Origin of the sequence: Archangium lipolyticum, from assembly GCF_024623785.1 — a bacterium.
GTDB lineage: Bacteria > Myxococcota > Myxococcia > Myxococcales > Myxococcaceae > Archangium > Archangium lipolyticum.
The window spans coordinates 1-19,224 of the sequence record NZ_JANKBZ010000057.1 but is presented as its reverse complement, the minus strand read 5'-3'; the positions used below and the strand labels follow the sequence as shown (position 1 = coordinate 19,224).

Below are 19,224 nucleotides of genomic sequence, written 5' to 3'. Positions count from 1 at the left end.
AGCCGTCGCACGACGTCGTTGGGCGCCCCGTCACCGAGAGCGCGCAGTGCGGCGAACGCCTCGCACTCCTGCATCGTCTGCTCCCGGGGGAGGCCCAACGCGCCCATCGCGTTCAGGTAGTCCTCGGCCGTTCCCAGGAAACGGACCTTCCGGCCCGACGCGCGGCTGATGATCTCGAGGGCTTCCGCGAAGGACAGTGCCCGGGGCCCGGTCAGCTCGTAGGTCCGTCCGGCATGGCCGTCCTCGGAGAGCACCACCGCGGCGACTGCCGCGATGTCGTCGGCATCCACGAACACCTGGCGGCTCTCGCCCAGAGGTACCGCGAGCTCACCCGCCATGACCGCCTCCCGGAACACTCCCTCGTCGAAGTTCTGGTTGAACCAGTCCGGCCGCAAGATCGTCCAGTCCGCCCCGGACTCCCGCACGGTCCGCTCGGCCGCCATCAGCCGTTCATCGCCCATGGCCTCGATGGCCCTGCTGGACAGCAGCACGATGTGCCTCATCCCCCGCTCGACCGCGAACCGGACGAACGAGGGATCCACGGGCAGCTCATGCGGCGCCATGAGATACATCCGCGAGGCGCCAGCTACCGCGGGCTCCCACGTCGCCGGCTCGGACCAGTCGAAGCGCACCTCACCCCGGCGGGAGGCAGCCCGTACCGAGGCTCCGGCAGCGCGCAGCAGGCCGGTCAGCCTCCGCCCCGTGGTTCCCGTGGCTCCGAGTACGAGAATTTCATCCTTCGTCATGTGAGCAGGCATACACGCTCCATCGCAAGAGACCGCGCCACACGCCCTCGGGGGAACCGGACCGCGCGAGCGGGCGCTGCGAACAGCGACGGGACTTCCCGGGAGAGGGCTCATGCGTGCGGTAACGTCCGGGCACACTCCACGAGAACCCGCGCGGACTCGAGGGTCAACGAGCGCATCATGCACGCGCCGGTTTGTGATAGGGAGTCCACATTCCACCACCCATTGGAGGATGACATGGCTCATTTCAACGAGACCGCTGTTGCGCAGCGTTACGGGCGTCTGCCCAAGTCGGACAACGACGCGGTGCAGTACCTCCAGGCGCTCAAGGTCATCATCAGCGCCGACGGAGAGGCCCACGAGGCCGAGCTGGCGGCGCTCCGCAAGGGGCTCACGAAGCTGGGGCTCACGCAGGACCTCACGAAGCAGGTCGAGTCCTTCGACGCCCGCGGCGTCAAGCTCGAGTCGGTCCTGCCGAAGATGAAGCCCGGTGGCCTGCGCGCGAAGATGCTCCTGCGCGATGCCATCGAGATCTCCCGCGCGGATGGGAAGTACGCCCAGGAGGAGAAGGCCGCCGTCGCCCAGGCCGCCAAGCTCCTCGGGGTGGACGAGGTCACGGTGAAGTCCATCGAGTCGCTCGTCGAGCTCGAGCACGCCGTGAAGCACCTGCGCAAGGGGCTGTTCCCGAAGAAGAAGAAGTAGATGCCGTGATGGAAGGAGAGGATCCTCCTCTCCTTCCCTCCTCCACGCCATGTACCGCCTGCGCCTGACGTCCGGCCAGTTGGCCCTGTTCAGCTCCGTCACCCGGAGCGACGCGCTCAAGCGCGAGATGATTTCGGCGACGACCCTGCTCCCACCAGGGACCGTCATGCGACTCGGAGACCGGACCCTGCGGCTGGGCGCGCCCCTTGGCAGCGGCCTGGTCGGAACCGTCTCCGAGGCCCGCTGCGCCGATACCGGGGAGCTCTTCGCCCTGAAGCGTGCCCGCGCGTCCATCCGCACGTTCCAGGAGAGCTTCCGCCTCGAGGCCGACGTCAGCGAAGTGCTGACCCGCTTCTCCGCGCTGCGCCCCGCCCGGCTCATCGAGCGAGCCCCCCACGCCCTGCTCAAGGAATTGTTGCGGGGGCCCACCCTCCAGACGCTCATCCTCCAGGGCGCCCTCCATCCGGAGCAGCGAGACTCCTTCGTCGAGGCCCTGCGTGAAGTCGCCAGCGTCTACGCACGCCTGGGCTTCCTCGTCGATCTGTCACCCAAGAACATCTGCTGGCAGGACGGATGGGTGCTGGTCGACGCCGGACCCAAGACCCACACCACCGATTACGTCACCCTCCTGGAAGAGCCGGGGTGGGAGCAGTACGTCCGCTATTTCGAGCGAAAGGGAAGCCTCGCGAAAGGCGGCTCCGCGCCCTCCGTCCTCGGCCGCTCCGTGTCGGACACGGGCATCCCCCATGCCCGCTCCTTCGCCTTCGTCCGGGATTGGTGGATGTGGATCCCCTATGATCCCGACGTCCAGCCCGACCGCTTCTTCGTCACGATCGACGAGACACAGCAGGAGGACGAAGCCGTCTTTCGCGTCGAGCTCGACCGCGGTCTTGAGCTGATTCCCGCGCCGGGAGTAGACCCTCGGCTCGTCGAGAGTGGGCTCGTCCGGGCCTGCGCACTCGAAGCCTGGAAGCGTCAAAACCCGCACCTGCCCGCCCTGGCCGCGGGCGAGCCCTGGCCCCTGCCTCCCATGGAGGCTCGGGAGCCGCTCAGCCTCGCGGCACTGGCCACCGAGACGGAGCCACGGGGGATGGCGAAAGCGCTCAAGCGGGCCGTCCCCACCCGGGAATCCATCCAGGTGCCGGACCTGACCGTCCACCCCTACCCCCACTGGACCGAGCTCGGGCGTGCGGGCACCCCCCACCGTCCCACCGACATCCTGTGCCACGACCCCCTGAGCACGTCTCGGGTGGCGCTCGAGAGCCTCCTGGCCCGCCACCGGCACTTCACGGCGGCGCCGCCCCTCTCCCGCACGGATGGTCCGTTCTGCGAGCTGCTCTGCATCCCCTCGGGGAATTGCCGGCGCGCCGTGCTCTTCCTCCCCGGCTTCCGGGCTTCCCTCGAGGCGGAGGCGGCACTCGCCTCGGCGCTGCTCGCCCGGGGACTCGAAGGGCTCTTCGTCCTGACCCACATGGGCGTGCGCAACAGCAGTGGACAGGCCCTGGTGACGGCGGGTCGCTGGGAGACGGTCCTGCTCTGGGATGCCATCGACTACGTCACCGAATGCCTGGGCGCCAGTGAGGTCGTGCTCGTCTCCGCCTCGCACGGAGCCATCGCCGCTGTGCTCGTGGCCGACCTGCACCCCCGCGTCACCGCCCTCAGCCTCGACTCCTGCGTCCGGCGCCCGTTGGATCTCGTCGCCTATCTGGCCCAGGCCCGGGGCGAGTCACCTGGACCCGCCATCCAGTCCCTGGTGGAGCATCACATTCCCCAGCCCTTCCAGCTCCGGGAGCCTACGCGAAGCAACCTGCGCGTCCTGTCGATGTACTCACGCCAGGATCGTCTGGTCGCCGCCTGCGGAGATCTGCCGGTGGGCACCCTGACCCTCTACGAGGGCGGGCATGCCGCCACCATGCGTCACGACAGCTCCGAAAAGGGTGTGCCCGCGGTCTGCGTCGACGCCCTCCACGCGTTCCTCGCGGACACGTCCTCCTGAGACGGACTCCTGCTTCGGAGCCTCCGGGTGGGCTCTCCCGGAGCGCGTTGCTCCTCTGACACCTCGCGGATGCACCTCGTTCTCCAACCGACGGACGAGGTCCAGGCAGCCAGGCTCTGGTCTCTTCTCAGCCAGAGCCAGCACGTGCAGTGGGCGCTCGTCCGCGAAGGCGCGGGCATCGGCATCATGGTCTCCGAGGTGGGCGACGCCGACCCCTCCGTCCGCCGCGTGCTGAAGGACCTTCCTCCACTCACCTTCCCGACGTGGCTCGTCACGCATCAGGACGTGCGCACCAGCCGCCGGGTCCGGCTGGTCGCCGAGCTCCTCGCCCAGGAGCTGGGTCGACCGGGCACGGCCGCTACGGAAGCACAAGGGATTCGGAGGGAGGCTCGGCCCGCGCGCCGTCGATGACCACCTTCAGGCCATGAGGTGCGTTGGCGCTGAACGTGAGCCCGAACCCCACGCGCCGGCACAGCTCGCGCACGATGGCCACCCCCAACCCGCTCCCGCGCGGATCCCTCCGCCGGGCGTCCGCCGAGCGGAACGAGCGCTCCCCCAGGTGCTCCAGCTCGGCCGGCGACAGCCCCGGGCCATCGTCGAGCACGGTCAGCCGGAAGCGCTCGGCCCCCTCGGGCTCGAGCACGATGACCACGTGGCCCTCCTTGTTCCCATGCGTGAGGGCGTTGTGCACCAGGTTGACGATGGCCTGCTCCATCATCGTCGGGTTGCAGCGCACCCAGACGTTCTCGTCCGGCCGCGCGGCCTCCAGGGACAGCTCCCTCCGCCGCGCCAGCAAGCCGAGCCGCCGCACGACCCGCTCGAGCGTCTGTCCGAGCTCCACCCGCGGCTCCCCCGCCAGCGGATCCACCCCCTCGCCCAGCTGACACGCCAGGCGGAGGTTCTCCACGAGCGCCGTCAGGTAGACGGTGTCCTCGAGGCCCTGCACCAGCAGCTCGGAGACCGCCTCGGCGGGCCCCGCCGACGCGAGCTCGAGCGCCAGCTGCAGCGAGGCGATGGGCGTCTTCAGGTCATGCGCCACGTCCGCCAGGTGCCGCTCCAACGCGTGCTTCTGGGTCTCGATCCGGGCCGCGTCCGCCAGCACACGGCCATGGGTGGCGTCCAGCACCCGGGACAGCTCGCCCAGCTCGTCGGGAGTCTCGTCCCCCGCCGACGCATAGGCCGTACCGCCAATACCGCCCGCCGCCTGGTGCAGCCGGCGGAACCGCCGCAGCAGCGGGGCGATGACGACGAAGGTACACAGCGCCGCCATGAGGGACGAGCTGAGCACGGCCGCCAGGAACATCCACCGGCCCTCCCGGTAACGCTCGCCGAAGAGCGGCCACCGGCACTCGATGAGGCTACAGGGTCCACCCTCCCCCACCCGGAACAGCGTGGCCCCACCCCACGTGGCACTCCTGTCGAAGAGTGGGAAGTAGAAGATGACGGGCTGCTCCTCGCCCTCACGCATGCGCTCGAGGAGCTCGGGCGATGGGCGCCTGCCCGAGGTGTCCGCGACGTCGAAGGCCTCCAGCACCACGCCGTCGCGCGTCCGGAAGGACCAGCCCTCCGGTGACGAGCGGCAGGCCTCGCCATGTTCCCTCAGAATGGCCTCGCCAAAGGTCCGCGAGCTGATGCGGATGGCGAGCGTTCCGCCCGCCAGGAAGGCCTGGTACGAGGAGCCGAGCGTCGCGAGCAACCCCATTACGGCCGCCGCGACGAGGATGCGCAGGCCCAGGCTCCTCCAGAGCTTCATGGTGCGCGCTCCGGCGGCTCGAAGCGGTAGCCAATTCCCCAGGCCGTCTTGAGGCGCCCTCCCGCCGGCCCGAGCTTCTTGCGGATCCTCGCGATGTGGGAGTCCACCGTCCGCTCGTCCCGATCCTCGTTGGCGGGCAGCGCCTGGGTGCCGATCTGCTCCCGGGTGAGGGAGCGGCCCGGGCGCTCGGCGAGGTAGAGCAGCACATCGAACTCGTGGCGCGTGAACGAGAGCGGGCCCAGTCCCTCGCGGCTCACCACCCGGGCCTCCAGGTCCAGGGTGATGTCGTCCCAGCGCAGCACGCGCCGCGGGCCCTCGTCCACGAGTCGCAGCCGCGCCCGGATGCGAGCGACCAGCTCCTCCATCCAGAAGGGCTTGGAGAGGTAGTCCGCGGCCCCCAGGCCGAAGGAGCGCAACCGGGCCTCGAGCTCCTGGCGCGCGGTGAGGACGATGATGGGAACGCGCAGCCGCGTCCGCCAGGCCTCGAGCAGCTCGAAACCATCCCGCTCCGGAAGGTTGAGATCGAGCACCACCAGGACGGGCCGCTCCCGCTCCGCCGCTTCGAGCGCGAGCCGTCCGTCCGTCGCGAGCGTCACCTGGAAACCCGCCAGCTTCAGCCCGCGCACGAGGCCGGCGGCGATGGGGGGATCATCCTCCACGACCAGGATGGGACCGGTGTTGCTGCTCATCGAGAGGGCTCCTCCCAGGGCGCGTGGCGCCCCAGTATCGCATCCGCGTCATCCGGCATCGAGCCAGGTCAGGGAGACCTCCTGGGCTCCGGGCTCGAGGTAGACGATGGCGCCGTCCGGGTCGACGGCCAGGTCGGCGATCGGCGTGTAGGCGCCGCGCGTGGCATCGGGGAGGGTCACCACCTGTCCCCGCCGGCGCAGGGTGCGCTTCACCTCGACCCGGGTCCCTCCCGCATCGCTGGTGGCAATCACCAGCTCGATCCACGTCCCGAGCCGCCGGGCCGAGACGCGGGCCTTTTCCGGAAGGGTGAGGGTCTCACCGCCTACCTCCGCGATCCGCCCTCCCCCGACACCCTCCTTCCAGCGCAACACCTGCTGCTGGGAGAGGTCCACGCTCTTGCGCGGCCGCTGCGGCTTTCCGTTGACCAGCTCGGCGATGACCTTCTGCTCGCCCTCCGGTGAAGTGGCGAGGAGGACGCCGTCATCGAGAGTGAGCGCTCCCAGGAGGCCCTCGCGCGGGATGTCGACGGTGCGCAGCAGCTCCCCACTGATGCGGTGGAGACGAAGCTGGTGCCGGGTGCCATCCATGACGATGAGCTCGCCCTGCCGGGTGAAGCCCAGGCCATCGGCGAGCCCGGCATCGAAGGCGCCGCGCACCCCTTCCCGTCCGAGGACCAAGACCCGGCGGCGGACCCGGTCATAGAGGGCGACGGTCCCCTTCGGACCCGCCGCCAGGTAGTCGGGGCCCATGGACTGCGCGTCCTCCGACGCGGGCGTGAAGCCCACGTCGACACCGTAGCGCAGCGAGAGCCGGGCAGTGGCCGGCCCACGGGCCGCGGGGGTGGCCGAGGCCAGAACCACCTGGGGCGCGGTGGTGGCCGTGGGAGGAGCCGCGGGCGCCGGAGCAGGCGCCGCGGAGGCCACCGCGGGCGTGTCCTCGATGCCCGGGTACCGGATGGGCACATAGCCGGCGAGATACGACCAGCTCGGAGTCGCCATCCGCACGCGTGAGGCGCTGCCGGAGGCCTCGTAGATGATCGGCTTGCCATCGGCACGGGTCCCGGCGAAGAGCACGACGTGCTTGCCCGCCTTGTTGAGGGCATCGCCGGGCAGCAACTCCTCGAGCGTGATGGGGCGGGTCACGGTGCCGAGGGTGGAAGTGGACTCGCGTTTCGCGAGCCGCCACACCCGGGAGATGAAGCCCGAGCAGTCGACTCCCGCGACACACGTCAGGATGCCGTCGCCGCTGTGGCTGCCAGCGGCCTGCCCCGCGCCGATGCGCCGATCGAACTCGGCCAGGTCCATCGAGCCGCCCCAGGCATAGGGGACACCGATCTGTTTCCCGAGGGCATGGTCACTGCGGTACTCCCCCGGGCAGGTCCCCTTCTGGTTGGCGGCGCGCATCTCCCAGGGGTGCTGCGCGAACCGGGCGGCCTCCGCCATCACCTCCTCCCGGCCCAGGGCCCGCGCGGACACGGGCACGAGCTGGAGCGAGGCGATGAGCCATGGCAAGGCGCGCGACATGCCGCGACGCGTGATTGCGATTCGTGGATGCAAGGCGGTTCTCCAGCGTCGCGAGGTCAGTACACCCAGGTGTAGCCAGCGCTGACCGAGGCGCTGAACTCGCCTCCGCCCCCCATGGACACGACGAGGCCGGCGAGCTTGAGCTTGAGCTTTCCCCCCTTGGCGAAATCCAGCCAATCACTCTCCGAAGTGGGCAGGGAGAAGACGACCTGGATGCCGCCACCGCCCTTGACGTAGAGCTCCACGGCCACCGCCAGATAGGGGCCGTCGAGATTGGATGGCATGCTCCCCCACGCGCCAATCTGGAGGGCCATCGACGTGCCGATCGAAAAGCCTGACACCCCACCCACGCCGAAGTACCCGCGCAGCTGCTTCTTGTTCGGATAGTCGTAGGCGAAGCCGACACTGCCCTCGGCGCCAGCCATGAAGGCCGCGCCGCCGCCGGTGCCGACGGAGAGGGTGATGAGATCCTTTCCCCGGGCCTCGGCCCCCAGGCGGTTCATCGACTTGTTCTTCGACAGCGAGTCGGTGGTCTTCTCGGTCTTCTCATCCCTCCGCTTGTGGGCGGCGGCGTCGAGGAGCCGCTCCACGTCCTTGCGGCTGGCGGGGTCCTTCAGCAGCTCGTGCCCCGTCTCGACCATGCACTCGATGAGCTTGCGGTGGTCGCGGCAGATGTCCTCGGCCAGTTCCTCGGCGAGCTCGGCCAGCGCGTCCGTCAGGAAGCGCTCCGTGAGCTCGACGGTCGCGTCCCAGGCGGCCTCCCCGGCCTCCAGTGCCTCGGCATAGGCCTTCTCGGCGAACCGGGCGGTGTCCCGCGTCAGCTGCTCCACGTCGCGCGCCAGCTCCTGGGCTTCACGACCCACCTCGTTCGACACCGTCTGGGCCGCACCGGTGACGGCGTTGGCCGTCTTGTCAGCGACGTCCTTGGTGGTGTCGGCGACCTTGTTGACCGCCTTCTTGGTGGTCTTCTTGACCTTCTTGAATGCCTTCTTGAACGACTTGCCGATGCTCGACATGGGTTCCCCCTCGGTTGAACTGACAGGGAACACCTTGCCGGGGAGTTGTTGAGGAAGTGTGGAGCGCCGGTCAAGGCCGCGGGGTGTCGAGGCTCAAGCCGTCACAGCCCACGGGCCCGGCACGGAGGGCCTTCTGCCCGGCCGCTATGTAGTAGCCTGGCGAGCGGGCGCCTACCGCTGCCCGTTGTCGATCGTCCTGTTGGTTGGCGATGAAAATGTTTGCCTTCAAAAATAACACCATCATGGCGACGACATGGCCAGCCCTGTGAGGCTGTTGAATTTCCCCTTGGAATTGCCGGGGTTGGTACGGCTGTTGAGCAGCGCCATGTCCAACATCTGCCTGACTGTCAGGCAGGCGCTGCATCCCGTGCTGACTGCTCCAGCTCAACAGCTTTTGTGAGTTCAGCTCGGACGAACATCCCCTTCCCAGGAGAACCATGTCCCTGAAACGACTCTTTTCATCCCCCCCTTGGACCCTCGCGCTGCTCGGCACCATGACGCTGATGGTCCCGGCTGCCGCGAGCGCGCACACGACGGAGATCTGCTGGCGCGACTCGGGTGGTGTGACGACGTTCTACGCGGGGACCTACCACACCGAGACCACGCAGCCGACTGGCAAGATCATCCTTGATGAATTTGGCTATCCCTTCTCTGGCCTCATCCAGGCGTCGCAGCTGCCCGCCGATGTGCAGTGTTGGAAGTGCCCGAACAACACGCAGCCAGTGGCCTTCTACCAGACCTTCACGAGCGCCTTCTCATCCTCGTCCCACGCAATCACTTTCGATGCGACAACGGCCATCCAGGCCCCGTATTGCAGCTTTCCCGCCCTGACCTTTGGCGGTGGCTCCTGTGCGGACGCCGACTTCGACGGCACCTGCAATGAAGTCGACTCGTGCCCCCTGGACGCCGCCAATGACGGTGACCAGGACGGCAAATGCGCCAACGTCGACAATTGCCCGAACGACTACAACCCGGCGCAGACCGACGCGAACGGCAACGGCCAGGGCGACGTCTGTGAAGGGATCGTGTGCGGCAACGGAATCGTGCAGGGAAGCGAGCAGTGCGATGACGGCAACAAGGCGGGCGGCGATGGCTGCTCGGCCATCTGCACGCTCGAGTCCCTTGACGCGGACAACGACGGCATCCCGGACACGAATGACAACTGCAAGGCCGTGGCCAACGCCGATCAGGCCAACAACGACGGCGATGCCACCGGCGATGCCTGCGACGCCGACGACGACAATGACTCCGTCGTGGATACGAGCGACAACTGCGCGCTGCTCTCGAACGTCGATCAGGCCGACAACGACGCCGACCACCAGGGCGACATCTGTGACAACGACGACGACAACGACGGCGTGGCGGACGGCCATGACAATTGCGCCGTGACCTCCAACAGCAGCCAGTCCGACATCGACTCCGATGGCCAGGGTGACGTCTGCGACGGCGACGACGACAGCGATGGCCTGCTCGATGCCGCGGACAACTGCCCCAGCACCCCGAATGACCAGGCGGACCTGGATGGCGATGGCGCGGGCGACGCCTGCGACGCCGACGACGACAACGACGGCACCCCGGACACCACGGACAACTGCTCGACGGTCCCCAACGACCAGTCGGACCTGGACACCGACAGCCTCGGCGATGCGTGCGATGCGGACGATGACAACGACGCCATCGCCGACAGCAGCGACAACTGCGCTCGCATGGCCAACACCGACCAGTCCAACCTGGACGGTGACGCCCAGGGCGATGTGTGCGACGCCGACGATGACAATGACACGCTCCTCGACGCCTCGGACAATTGCCCCGTGCTGTCCAACAAGGACCAGCTCAACACGGACGATGACGGACAGGGCAATGCCTGCGACTCGGACGATGACAACGACACCGTGGGCGATGCTTCCGACAACTGCGCCCTGGTGGAAAATGCCGACCAGGCCAACACCGACAACGATTCGCTCGGCGACGTGTGCGACCCGGATCTCGATGGCGATACCGTGCAGAACGCGCTCGACAACTGCGCGGCGGTGGCCAACGCGGATCAGTGGGACATGGATTTCGACGGGCAGGGCGATGTCTGCGACGGCGACATGGACGGTGACGGCGTGTCGAACCGCTCCGACAACTGCACCACCACCACCAATGCGACCCAGAACGACCTCGACCGGGACGGTCAGGGAGACGTGTGTGATGCCGACATGGATGGTGACACCGTGGACAACGGCAATGACAACTGCGCGGTCATCGTCAATGCCGACCAGGCCAACAACGACAGCGACGGTCAGGGCGATGTCTGCGACGCGGACGACGACAATGACGGCGTGAGCGACGCGGGCGACAACTGCTCCTTCGTCGCGAACAGCAGCCAGTCGAACTTCGACGGTGACACGCAGGGTGATACCTGCGATGCGGACGACGACAACGACGGCGTCGGTGACACCGCCGATATCTGCGCGGTGACGGTGTTGGGCTCCCCGTTCATCGACCCGGCGACCGGCTGCTCCCTCGCACAGCTCTGCCCGTGCGCCGGCCCGCGCGGTTCGTCGGTGGCGTGGAAGAACCATGGCCAGTACGTCTCGTGTGTCGCGCAGTCGAGCCAGTCGCTGGTCAAGCTGGCCCTCATGACCGAGGCGCAGAAGAGCGAGGCCACTTCGACCGCCGGTCAGTCGAGCTGCGGCGGCCGGTAGTTCGAGCCAGTGGAGTGTCCGACACGTTCTTCAACATCGTCGCGGAGAGAAAATGAGGCGGTCTCCGGGCGCGAGTTCGAGCAACTGGTCCGATGGTCGGGCCAGTTCGGGCAGCTCGCGACCGGAAGGTGCCTCTGGGGCGGGCTTCTAGCTCGAACGCGCACCACGTTCGGTGTTGTCTCCGCGAGTTGGGTAGGCCGCTGGGCGGCCGGCGCGCACCTCGATGTGGCGCGGCGCCGATGTCGCTCCCGACGATGTCGAAGAACTTGTCGGACACTCCCATAGGGCTGGGATTGGCTGGTGGCGGAGGCATCCCGTAGCAGGCGCGCAAGACCTCTTCGGGGCCTCGAGCCTCACGGCCAGCGCTGGACGGCGCTCACCGGCAACTCGCGATTCAGCACGGTGGCCCCCTCTTTGGAACCCTCATGCTTGGGCACCCGCCCGTCCCAGTCGCCCAGCACGATGCACACGGGGTACTTCCGCCCGTCGGGCAGCACGGCCAGCGTGTAGCGGCCCATGACGGCTGGTTCCTCGCCGTCATAGTAGATGCCGGGGCCCGTCCAGAGGCGGCCGTGGAGCAGCGTCCCCACGGGCAGATTGCCGTCTCCCACCGTGAGGCGTCCGGTAACGGGTCCGTCCTGGTAGACGCCCGCCTCGCTGATATCGCCGGGCTGGTTGACGTCCACGACAGCCTGAAGACGGCTGCCCCTCCGAAGCTTCAGCTCCGCCATGGCCTCGGCCGCCTCCCTGGGGCAGTCCTCGGGCTCTGGGGGCTTTACCTGGACGGCGGGGCAGCCGAGGCCGAGGGCAGCGCACAGCCAGGCGGCGAGGAAACTCGAGGAGGTGGCGGGGTGAGTGGTGGACACGGGCGGGCTTCCTTTCTCGGCAGGGCCAGACCGAGGCGGGAGCGCCTCGGGTAGGGGCGCGAGTGTGGAGCGTGCCAGCCACAAGACAAGGCCGACCACAGTCAGGCCCGCGAGCAGCACCCGGGGCCACCTTGCGCGCCGGGGACGAGCAGGCGCAGCCGGAGGGGCCTCCTGCGGCTGGGGAGCCTCCTCCGGGGCCGCGCCCGCCGTTTCGGGAGGCTGGGCCGGCGGCGGCGGCGCCACCTCTTTCGGAGGCGTTGGCCCTACCGGGCGCGGCTCGGACTCGAAGAGCGGCACCTTCCAGGCGGGGGAGCGTCTCTCCTGCTCGGCTGCCTGCTCCAACGCCAGCAGCAGCGCCCCGGTGCTGGGGTACCGGTCCTCCGGCTTCTTCTCCAGCAACCGCAGGGCGATGTCGCTGAGAGCGCGCGGCGCCAGGGGGTTGAGGAGGTGGGGTGGAGCTGGGATGACGGTGGCGATGGCGGCCACCAGCTGCTCGTCCGGCAGCTCCGGGCTGAAGGGGTGCAGGTCCGTGAGGGCCTGGAAGAGCAGCACCCCCAGGGCGTACAGGTCGGCGGCAGCGCCCCCGTGGAAGGGCACGCCCTTCTTCCACGCCTCGGTGCGTGTGTAGGCCAGGAGCTCGGGCGGCAGCAGGTGCATGACACCCTCGGGTACGCCCATGGTTCTGGTGAGGGCTCCCGGCAGACGCACGGTGCCGAAGTCGATGAGGAAGGGGCGGCCGTCCTGCCGACGGATGAGGAGGTTCTCCGCCTTCAGGTCTCGGTGGTACACGCCGCGCTGGTGCAGCACGCCCACGGTGCGCACCACGCTGGAGAAGGTGTCCACCAGCCTGGCGGCATGAGGAGGGTTGTGCCAGCGCCACTCATGCCAGTTGTCCCCGTCCACGTAGTCGGTGACGAGGAAGGGATAGCCATTGCTGGGGTTGGGCCAGCAGTCCACCGCGTGCAGGCGCAGCAGGTTGGGGTGGGAGGCATAGGTGAAGAGGGCCGCCGCCTCGCGTGCCAGCCGCCGGTAGGCGCTCATCTCCTCCACGTACTCCTCTTCCGAAAGCTCTTCCCGGGCCTCGGAGAGCGGCAGGAGCCCCATCTTCAAGGAGTAGGGCTTGTTGTCGCGCTCCACCATGAAGACGCGGGAGGAGCCGCCACGTCCCAGCACCTGGACGATGCGCCAGGGACCCACCATGTGGCCGGGTTGGAGATGATCGGGGTGAAGGACTTCCGCCGTCATGGGCTGGCGCTCCTACAGCTTCACTTCGGGGAGGGAGAGACGCCGGGTGCCGCTCTTGTCCAGCAACTCCAGGCGGAGGATCTCACCCGCATCCCAGAAGGGGGCCTCCGTCTCCAGCACTACGAGGCCCTCCTCGCCGGACCCAAGCAGCGCCCTGTCCATGTCCACGGAGCGCACCTTCACGGGCGTGCCGTTTGGCCGGGTGAGTCGCGCCTGCCCCGGCGCCCAGGGCTTCTGCCCCGGGAGGTTGCGCACGCGGACGACGGCAAGCGCCCAGGTACCGGCGCGATACCCCTCTCCCCCTTGCACCTTCAGCCCACTCTGGGTGCCAGTGGGCACATTCACCATGAGCCGGGCCTGTACGCCCTCGAGGTTGAGCCGCCCGGAGAAGACGAGCCCGGCAGGCCCACTCGTGGCCTGCAACGCCGCCAGGGCCTTCTCCTTCTCCGCCAGGGCTGCTTCCAACGCCTCCACCGTGCGCGGGCGGCGCACCACCTCCACCTCCTTGTCCACCAGCGTGGGGTGGGTGACGAGCACGAGCGTGGCCACCGTGGGGGAGGCTCCGTCCCGGTAGCGCACCCGCACCACCAGCTTCTCCTCGGCGTCCAGATCGACGGAGGGCTCCACGGCGATGAGGCGCTCGCCCACCTCCACCCACCGGAAACGCGCCGGCCGCCCCTCCACCTCCACCGAGGCCCTGTCGAGGGGGGCGTCAAAGCGCAGGTAGGTGGCCACGCCCACCGCCACCCGCGCCTCGGGAACCGCCTCATTGGGGTTGCTGGGGAGGAGGACCTGGCGTTGCTGCTGCTCGCGAGCGGGAGGCTGAGTCTGCGCTGCCGCCGGCGCCGCCAGGGACAGGGTGAGGAGCATCAGGAGAAGAGGTGATGGTAGTGCCAGAGTGGTTGACCTCTGCGGTTCACCCTAGCAGATGCACCACGTGGGCGGCGTGGCCAGCGAGCGCCGTTTCTTTCCGCGGGGGCGCTTCGGTCTCGTCGGCCACCTATTCGGTTTCAGTCACAGGGCAGCATGAGGGTGAACGTCGCGCCCGCGCCGGGACGGCTGACGAGCGTCACGCTGCCCTCGTGGGCCTCGGCCACCTGCTTCACGATCCAGAGACCCAGGCCGAAGCCGCCCGCGAACCGCTCGCTTTCCACCTGGGCGAAGCGCTCGAAGATTCGAGCGTGGTCCTTCTCGGCGATGCCCGGGCCCTCGTCCCGGACGACGATCCGCACCCAGGGGCCTTCGCTCTGGACCCGGACGTGGACGGGAGCGCCCGGGGCATAGCGGACCGCGTTCTGCAGCAGGTTGGTGACCGCCTGCTCCAGCCGCATCCTGTCCCAGCAGCCCACGACGGGTTCACGGGCCTCGACCGTGACCTGGCAACCCGCACGTGCGAACTCTTCCGCGAAGCGCTCCGTCGTATCCGCCACGAGCTCCGACATGTCGAAGGACTCCCGCTGGAGCGCCGGTGCCTTGGCATCGGCTCGGGAGACATCGAGCAGGTTGTTGATGAGCCGCTCGAGCCGGCCGCACTGCACCTGCACCCGGTTCAACCGGGCGTTGAGCTGCTCCGCCGTCAGCGTTCCCTTCGTCTGGGCGCGAACCATCCCCTGCACATAGAGCTGGAGCGAGGTGATGGGGGTCTTCAGCTCGTGTGACGCGACGGAGAGGAACTCATCCCGCGAGCGCACCGCCTGCTCCAGCGCCGCGGTCCGTTCGAGTACCCGGTGCTCGAGCTCCGCGTTGAGGCGGTGCAGCTCATCCTTCGCCATGCTCAGCGCGGCGCTTTCGATCATCTGCCAGTCGCCCGCCCTGCGCGTGAGGGCGAACTGGTGGTTGGTGACCACGTCCAGGATGTCATGGGGCTGGCACCGCCCCAGGCAATAGCTGCAGAGACCGATGATGTGACGGCTCTGGAAGACCTTCGAGACGCGCGCCTCGTAATCGACGAAGCCGTTCCAATCCGAGCGCTCGACCCAGTAGGTGTTGCCCGTCAGCCGCAGCCCGGCGAACCCATCCGCCCGGGCCCGCTCCTCCCGCTCCACCCATCCTCGCAAGGTGGAGTCCGGGTCGGTCTTCCCCGTCGCCTTGTACCAGTCGTGATGGTCGATGATCTCAATCTGATTGCGCCGCTCGCGCTCGGCGATGTCCGGGACCGCCTGGCGAAGGGCCGTCCGAGCGTCCTGGGCGGGAAGCGGCTCCGAGGTGACCCACAGGCACTTCTCATTGCTGTCGAGGCCCGCCTTGAAGAACGGCACGAGCGAGTCCACGAGGTCCTCCTGCGCGTCGTAGAACTGGCAGAAATGCGCTCCCCAGGGCAGGGAGCCCACGGCCGAGAGTCCACTGGGTCGAAGTTGTTCGAGCATGAGGCCCCCTAACGCCGAAGGAATCCAGCCGACAACACGGGAAGCATGCCTCCGTTGGAAATAGTTCATCCGCTGCCGATAAAGCAGCCGAGAGGACGGGCGTCCCATGCCCGCCTGCTCACCGAGGACACGGAGGGCCAGGGAGCGCCAACCCACTGCCGCGGGCGTCCACCCCCGTCTTCACGTAGTTGGTGGTGCCCTCCTTCTTGTCCTTCTCATGGTGTAGAGTTCACGTACTGAAGGCTCCCCAGGGGGAGAGCGATGAGCGGAAAGACAGAAGCGATCGTTCTGATTCATGGGTCTGAGGCCGGGCAGAAGGACTTCAACCGCGATCGGTTGATCGCCGCGCTCGAGCAGGTCCCGGAAACCGGGGAGGTGATTCGGAGCGAAGCCCAGGCCGTGGCGGGTGTGGAAGGGGTGCGGCTGCGGGTGACCCGACCCGGTCAGCCAGAGCGGACCCTGGATGTCTACGAGGCCTACTGGGGCGACCTCGTCACCCGCCTCACCCAGGAGCATCTGGTGAACCGGGTGGGGCGTGGGTTGAGGGTGCTCTTCTACTGGCTCCACCCCAAGGTCTGGGCGGGTCTCGGCAAATACAAGTGGCTGTCGTTCAACATGGCCGTGATGCTCCTGCTGATGACGTTCTGGCTCTACGGCGGGCTCACGCTGCTCTTCTCCCAAGCGGGCTCCGACCCCCAGTTCCTGGGGAACCTGTTCGGGCTGATGCCGGGTTCCACGGAAGCGCCCTCGATGGCGGCCTCCCTGTGGGGGAAGCTTGTTCCCACCCTCAAGGACTGGGGGGCGATGATGGGGAGCTTGAAGGCCTGGGTCATCGCTTCACTCGTCATGGGCGTGCTGCCTGTGTCCATGGTGGTCGACATCAGCGACTTCACACAGCGCTACCTGCGCAATGAGTGCGCTTCACCGAAGGAACTGGGATTGCGCTACCGCATCCGCAACCGGGTTCGCCGGGTCCTCCAGAACGTCTGCGAATCAGGCCAGTACGAGCGGGTGACCGTCGTGGCGCACAGTTTTGGCGTGGCCATCGCGGTGGATATCCTGGCGGACTACGACTCCGACAAGAAGGTGCCTCTGCGGTTCATCTCCCTGGCGGGCCCTCTGGAGCTGTTCTCCCGGCGCGCGGAATGGATCCAGACGGAGATTGATCGCTGCGCGGTGAACAGCCACGTGAAACAGTGGATCGACATCTACTCCTCGGAGGACTGGTTCGGCTTCCCGATCCCCATCAAGAAGGCGCCGCAGGGCGTGGTCCTTCAGAAGCCCATCCAGCATGGGTTGGGGTGGCTGGCCCGGCTGACCGGCGAGACGCACTGGCGCTACTTCGACAACGAGGAGGTCATTCACGAGTTGCTGGCCTCGGAGCCTCCACAGGCGCAGGTGGTTCCACTCAACGCGCAGCAGACGGGATAGCGGGCCTCCTCGAACAAGGAGACCCCTGCCCGTGGCCGAGTCGATGAAGGGCATCATTCCCACCAGGGGCGAAGTGGGGTGAGGAGACCGGCCCGGGCAAGGCGTTCGGAGACATCGAGGGCCAACGCCACATGGGCGGGGTTGGAGTCCCCTTGTCCTCGACGGGCTCGACCTGAACTTCGTGAGTTGCTCCATTCCATCCGCTCAGCGAGAAACCATCCGTGGCGAAGCGTCCTTCTTCCCGCGCTTGCTGGTTGAATACCTTCGCGAGACTCGCCGCATTGGGTTCGAAGCGGTGCGTCAGCGCTTCCTCGAGGGTTCGGCCCTTCTTGAACCAATGAGTGAGGCTCGGGTCGCATGAAGCGAGCAGGCTGAAGAAGGCTTCCGCATGAAATCGCCCATGAATATTCAGCCTACAACCCCAACTGGGATTACCATCTCGCTCCGGCATCTACTTCCCGCGGAGAGGCTCGCGCGAGGCAGTCCGCCTCGCGCGGGTGCTGCCCATCGAAGGCATCCATGGGTTGTGCGGCCGCCAACGCCTGCCCCGCGCGCGTATGGCCAAGGTGCGCGTGACCGGACAGGGTTGCGCACATGGCCCACGCCCCGGAGACCGTCAGCTATTCGAGTGGCCGCGGCCGCGGCGTGCTGCTCGCCAGCGCGCTGGGCAGCAGCATGGCGTTCCTCGACTCCACCGCCGTCAACGTCGCCCTCCATTCACTCGGCGAGGAGCTGGGCACCGGACTGTCCGGCCTGCAGTGGACCGTGGATGCCTACCTGCTCGCCCTGGGTGCGCTCGTCCTCACCGGAGGCGCGCTCGGGGATGCCTTCGGCCAGCGGCGCATCTTCCTCACCGGACTCGGCGCCTTCGTCGTCACCTCGGGGCTGTGTGGAATCGCCACCAGCGTGGGCTTGCTCGCCGCCGCTCGCGCCGCCCAGGGCCTTGGCGCCGCGCTCCTCGTCCCCACCAGCCTCGCCCTCCTGCGCACATCCTTCTCCGAGAAGGACCGGGACCGCGCCGTCGCGGCCTGGGCCGGACTCTCCGGTGTCAGCACCGCCGTGGGGCCCCTCCTGGGAGGATGGCTCATCGAGGTCTGGTCGTGGCGCGCCGTCTTCTTCCTCAACATGCCCCTGGCCCTGCTCGCCGCCTGGGCCGGCCGCCGCTTCGTCCCCGCCATCGCGCCTGGCCGCCCGGTGCGCGAGCTCGATGGCGGAGGTGCCCTGAGTGTCACGCTCGGGCTCGGGGGCATTGTCTTCGCCCTCATCGAGGGCCCCGTGCAGGGGTGGTCCACCCTGTCCGTCACCTCCGGCCTCGGGGGAGTCCTCGCGCTCGGGCTCTTCGTCCTGCTCCAGGCGCGCGGGGGGCATCCCATGCTGCCCCTCGGCCTCTTCCGCTCCCGCGCCTTCCGCGGCGCCAACCTCACCACCCTCGCCGTCTACTTCGCGCTCGGCGGCGCCACCTTCTTCATCGTGCTCGCGCTCCAGCAGGAGGTGGGCTACTCGCCCCTGGAGGCCGGCGCCTCGCTGCTCCCCATCACGGTGCTGATGCTCCTGCTCTCCCCTCTCGTGGGCGGGCTCGCGCAGCGGCTCGGCTCGCGCGTGCTCATGCTCATCGGGCCGCTCGTCTGCGCGGTGGGGCTCGCCCTGTTCACCCGCATCGAGCGCGGTGGGAGCTACGTGGACTCCGTCCTCCCGGGCGCGGTGGGACTGGGGCTGGGGCTCGCACTCACCGTCGGGCCGCTCACCGCCACCGTGCTCGCCAGTGTCGCCGGGAGCCAGGCGGGCATCGCCTCGGGGTTCAACAACGCGGTGGCGCGCATCGCGGGATTACTGGCCGTGGCACTGCTCCCCGGGGTGTGCGGGCTCACAGGCCGTGTCGGGGCGGGCTTCCTCGCGGGCGTGCACCGCGCGCTGTGGCTCTCCGCCGCGCTGTGCGCGGTGGGCGGGGTGTGCGCCTGGGTGCTCGTCCCTGGCGGGAAGCACGGGGACGCGTCGAGGCCCCGGTGAGCGGCGGCGCGGCCCCGGTCCTTCGACCGGCGAATTGATCGGCAACGTCGGCCTGCACCATTTCTGCGAGCAGAACCGCCGCTGCGAGATCGGCTACGCGCTCGCCAGCCGCCACTGGGGTGAAGGTTATGCGACCGAAGCGCTGCGCGCGGCGATCCGCCATGGCTTCGACGCCCTGAACCTGAACCGCATC

The 19,224-nt window shown here is 68.4% G+C and carries 15 protein-coding genes and 1 pseudogene; 7 read left to right on the top strand and 9 right to left on the bottom strand.

All coding sequences use genetic code 11. The features are described from left to right. Positions 1-74 precede the first annotated feature (74 nt). A pseudogene (locus NR810_RS53100) lies at positions 75-746 on the bottom strand (NmrA family NAD(P)-binding protein); the annotation flags it as partial. Between the two features lie 237 nt (positions 747-983). Between NR810_RS53100 and NR810_RS50645 the strand changes: the two are divergent. The 3 genes from NR810_RS50645 to NR810_RS50635 all read left to right on the top strand — a co-directional run bounded on the left by NR810_RS50645 (position 984) and on the right by NR810_RS50635 (position 3,855). After that, positions 984-1,448, top strand: coding sequence for a TerB family tellurite resistance protein (locus NR810_RS50645; RefSeq protein WP_257463368.1), 465 nt, complete (start codon positions 984-986; stop codon positions 1,446-1,448). Positions 1,449-1,497: 49 nt separating this feature from the next. Beyond that, positions 1,498-3,444 (top strand): serine/threonine-protein kinase, encoded by a 1,947-nt coding sequence (locus tag NR810_RS50640; protein WP_257463367.1) that lies wholly within the window; start codon positions 1,498-1,500, stop codon positions 3,442-3,444. Positions 3,445-3,513: 69 nt separating this feature from the next. After that, on the top strand, positions 3,514-3,855 hold the full coding sequence (locus NR810_RS50635) for a hypothetical protein (RefSeq protein ID WP_257463366.1): 342 nt from the start codon (positions 3,514-3,516) through the stop codon (positions 3,853-3,855). Here NR810_RS50635 and NR810_RS50630 read toward each other — a convergent pair. The 4 genes from NR810_RS50630 to NR810_RS50615 are packed head-to-tail and all read right to left on the bottom strand — an operon-like array spanning position 3,803 to position 8,426. Continuing rightward, on the bottom strand, positions 3,803-5,197 hold the full coding sequence (locus NR810_RS50630) for a sensor histidine kinase (RefSeq protein ID WP_257463365.1): 1,395 nt from the start codon (positions 5,195-5,197) through the stop codon (positions 3,803-3,805). The two genes, NR810_RS50635 and NR810_RS50630, sit on opposite strands and share 53 nt — an antisense overlap. Next, complete coding sequence (locus NR810_RS50625; protein WP_257463364.1) at positions 5,194-5,886, bottom strand: response regulator transcription factor; 693 nt, start codon at positions 5,884-5,886, stop codon at positions 5,194-5,196. The genes NR810_RS50630 and NR810_RS50625 overlap by 4 nt, the downstream gene beginning before the upstream one ends. A gap of 48 nt (positions 5,887-5,934) precedes the next feature. Further along, the gene (locus NR810_RS50620) at positions 5,935-7,443 is read right to left on the bottom strand and encodes an NlpC/P60 family protein (RefSeq protein ID WP_257463363.1); all 1,509 of its coding nucleotides are present in this window, start codon (positions 7,441-7,443) and stop codon (positions 5,935-5,937) included. 23 nt (positions 7,444-7,466) lie between these two features. Next, on the bottom strand, positions 7,467-8,426 hold the full coding sequence (locus NR810_RS50615; protein ID WP_257463362.1) for a hypothetical protein: 960 nt from the start codon (positions 8,424-8,426) through the stop codon (positions 7,467-7,469). Between the two features lie 437 nt (positions 8,427-8,863). On the opposite strand from NR810_RS50615, the gene NR810_RS50610 reads away from it, so the two are divergent. Beyond that, positions 8,864-11,116 (top strand): thrombospondin type 3 repeat-containing protein, encoded by a 2,253-nt coding sequence (locus NR810_RS50610; protein ID WP_257463361.1) that lies wholly within the window; start codon positions 8,864-8,866, stop codon positions 11,114-11,116. Positions 11,117-11,469: 353 nt separating this feature from the next. On the opposite strand, the gene NR810_RS50605 is transcribed toward NR810_RS50610, so the two are convergent. From NR810_RS50605 to NR810_RS50595, 3 genes are all read right to left on the bottom strand, one after another. Further along, a complete protein-coding gene (locus NR810_RS50605) occupies positions 11,470-13,227 on the bottom strand; it encodes a serine/threonine protein kinase (protein ID WP_257463360.1) in 1,758 nt (585 codons plus the stop codon). A gap of 12 nt (positions 13,228-13,239) precedes the next feature. Continuing rightward, positions 13,240-14,097, bottom strand: a complete 858-nt coding sequence (locus tag NR810_RS50600) for a DUF2381 family protein (protein ID WP_257463359.1) — start codon at positions 14,095-14,097, stop codon at positions 13,240-13,242. 140 nt (positions 14,098-14,237) lie between these two features. Beyond that, positions 14,238-15,593, bottom strand: coding sequence for an MEDS domain-containing protein (locus NR810_RS50595; RefSeq protein ID WP_257463358.1), 1,356 nt, complete (start codon positions 15,591-15,593; stop codon positions 14,238-14,240). A 261-nt stretch (positions 15,594-15,854) separates the two neighbouring features. Here NR810_RS50595 and NR810_RS50590 point away from each other — a divergent pair, with 261 nt between their 5' ends. Beyond that, positions 15,855-17,024 carry a hypothetical protein gene (locus tag NR810_RS50590; RefSeq protein ID WP_257463357.1) on the top strand — a complete coding sequence of 390 codons (1,170 nt, stop codon included), beginning with the start codon at positions 15,855-15,857 and terminating at the stop codon, positions 17,022-17,024. Here the strand turns inward: NR810_RS50590 and NR810_RS52990 are convergent. After that, the gene (locus NR810_RS52990) at positions 17,002-17,475 is read right to left on the bottom strand and encodes an Imm52 family immunity protein (RefSeq protein WP_407653909.1); all 474 of its coding nucleotides are present in this window, start codon (positions 17,473-17,475) and stop codon (positions 17,002-17,004) included. The genes NR810_RS50590 and NR810_RS52990 overlap by 23 nt on opposite strands. 143 nt (positions 17,476-17,618) lie before the next feature. Between NR810_RS52990 and NR810_RS50585 the strand changes: the two genes are divergently transcribed. Both NR810_RS50585 and NR810_RS52985 read left to right on the top strand, forming a co-directional pair. Then, entirely contained in the window at positions 17,619-19,031 is a 1,413-nt protein-coding gene (locus tag NR810_RS50585; protein WP_257463356.1) for an MFS transporter, read from the top strand. Between the two features lie 34 nt (positions 19,032-19,065). Further along, the coding region (locus NR810_RS52985; protein WP_407653910.1) for a GNAT family N-acetyltransferase at positions 19,066-19,224 on the top strand (159 nt) is incomplete at its 3' end.

Coding starts and splice junctions, on each gene's coding strand:
- NR810_RS50645 (WP_257463368.1), top strand. CDS start 984: ATGGCTCATTTCAACGAGACCGCTGTTGCGCAGCGTTACGGGCGTCTG.
- NR810_RS50640 (WP_257463367.1), top strand. CDS start 1,498: ATGTACCGCCTGCGCCTGACGTCCGGCCAGTTGGCCCTGTTCAGCTCC.
- NR810_RS50635 (WP_257463366.1), top strand. CDS start 3,514: ATGCACCTCGTTCTCCAACCGACGGACGAGGTCCAGGCAGCCAGGCTC.
- NR810_RS50630 (WP_257463365.1), bottom strand. CDS start 5,197: ATGAAGCTCTGGAGGAGCCTGGGCCTGCGCATCCTCGTCGCGGCGGCC.
- NR810_RS50625 (WP_257463364.1), bottom strand. CDS start 5,886: ATGAGCAGCAACACCGGTCCCATCCTGGTCGTGGAGGATGATCCCCCC.
- NR810_RS50615 (WP_257463362.1), bottom strand. CDS start 8,426: ATGTCGAGCATCGGCAAGTCGTTCAAGAAGGCATTCAAGAAGGTCAAG.
- NR810_RS50610 (WP_257463361.1), top strand. CDS start 8,864: ATGTCCCTGAAACGACTCTTTTCATCCCCCCCTTGGACCCTCGCGCTG.
- NR810_RS50605 (WP_257463360.1), bottom strand. CDS start 13,227: ATGACGGCGGAAGTCCTTCACCCCGATCATCTCCAACCCGGCCACATG.
- NR810_RS50600 (WP_257463359.1), bottom strand. CDS start 14,097: ATGCTCCTCACCCTGTCCCTGGCGGCGCCGGCGGCAGCGCAGACTCAG.
- NR810_RS50595 (WP_257463358.1), bottom strand. CDS start 15,593: ATGCTCGAACAACTTCGACCCAGTGGACTCTCGGCCGTGGGCTCCCTG.
- NR810_RS50590 (WP_257463357.1), top strand. CDS start 15,855: ATGAGCGGAAAGACAGAAGCGATCGTTCTGATTCATGGGTCTGAGGCC.
- NR810_RS52990 (WP_407653909.1), bottom strand. CDS start 17,475: ATGCCGGAGCGAGATGGTAATCCCAGTTGGGGTTGTAGGCTGAATATT.
- NR810_RS50585 (WP_257463356.1), top strand. CDS start 17,619: ATGGCCCACGCCCCGGAGACCGTCAGCTATTCGAGTGGCCGCGGCCGC.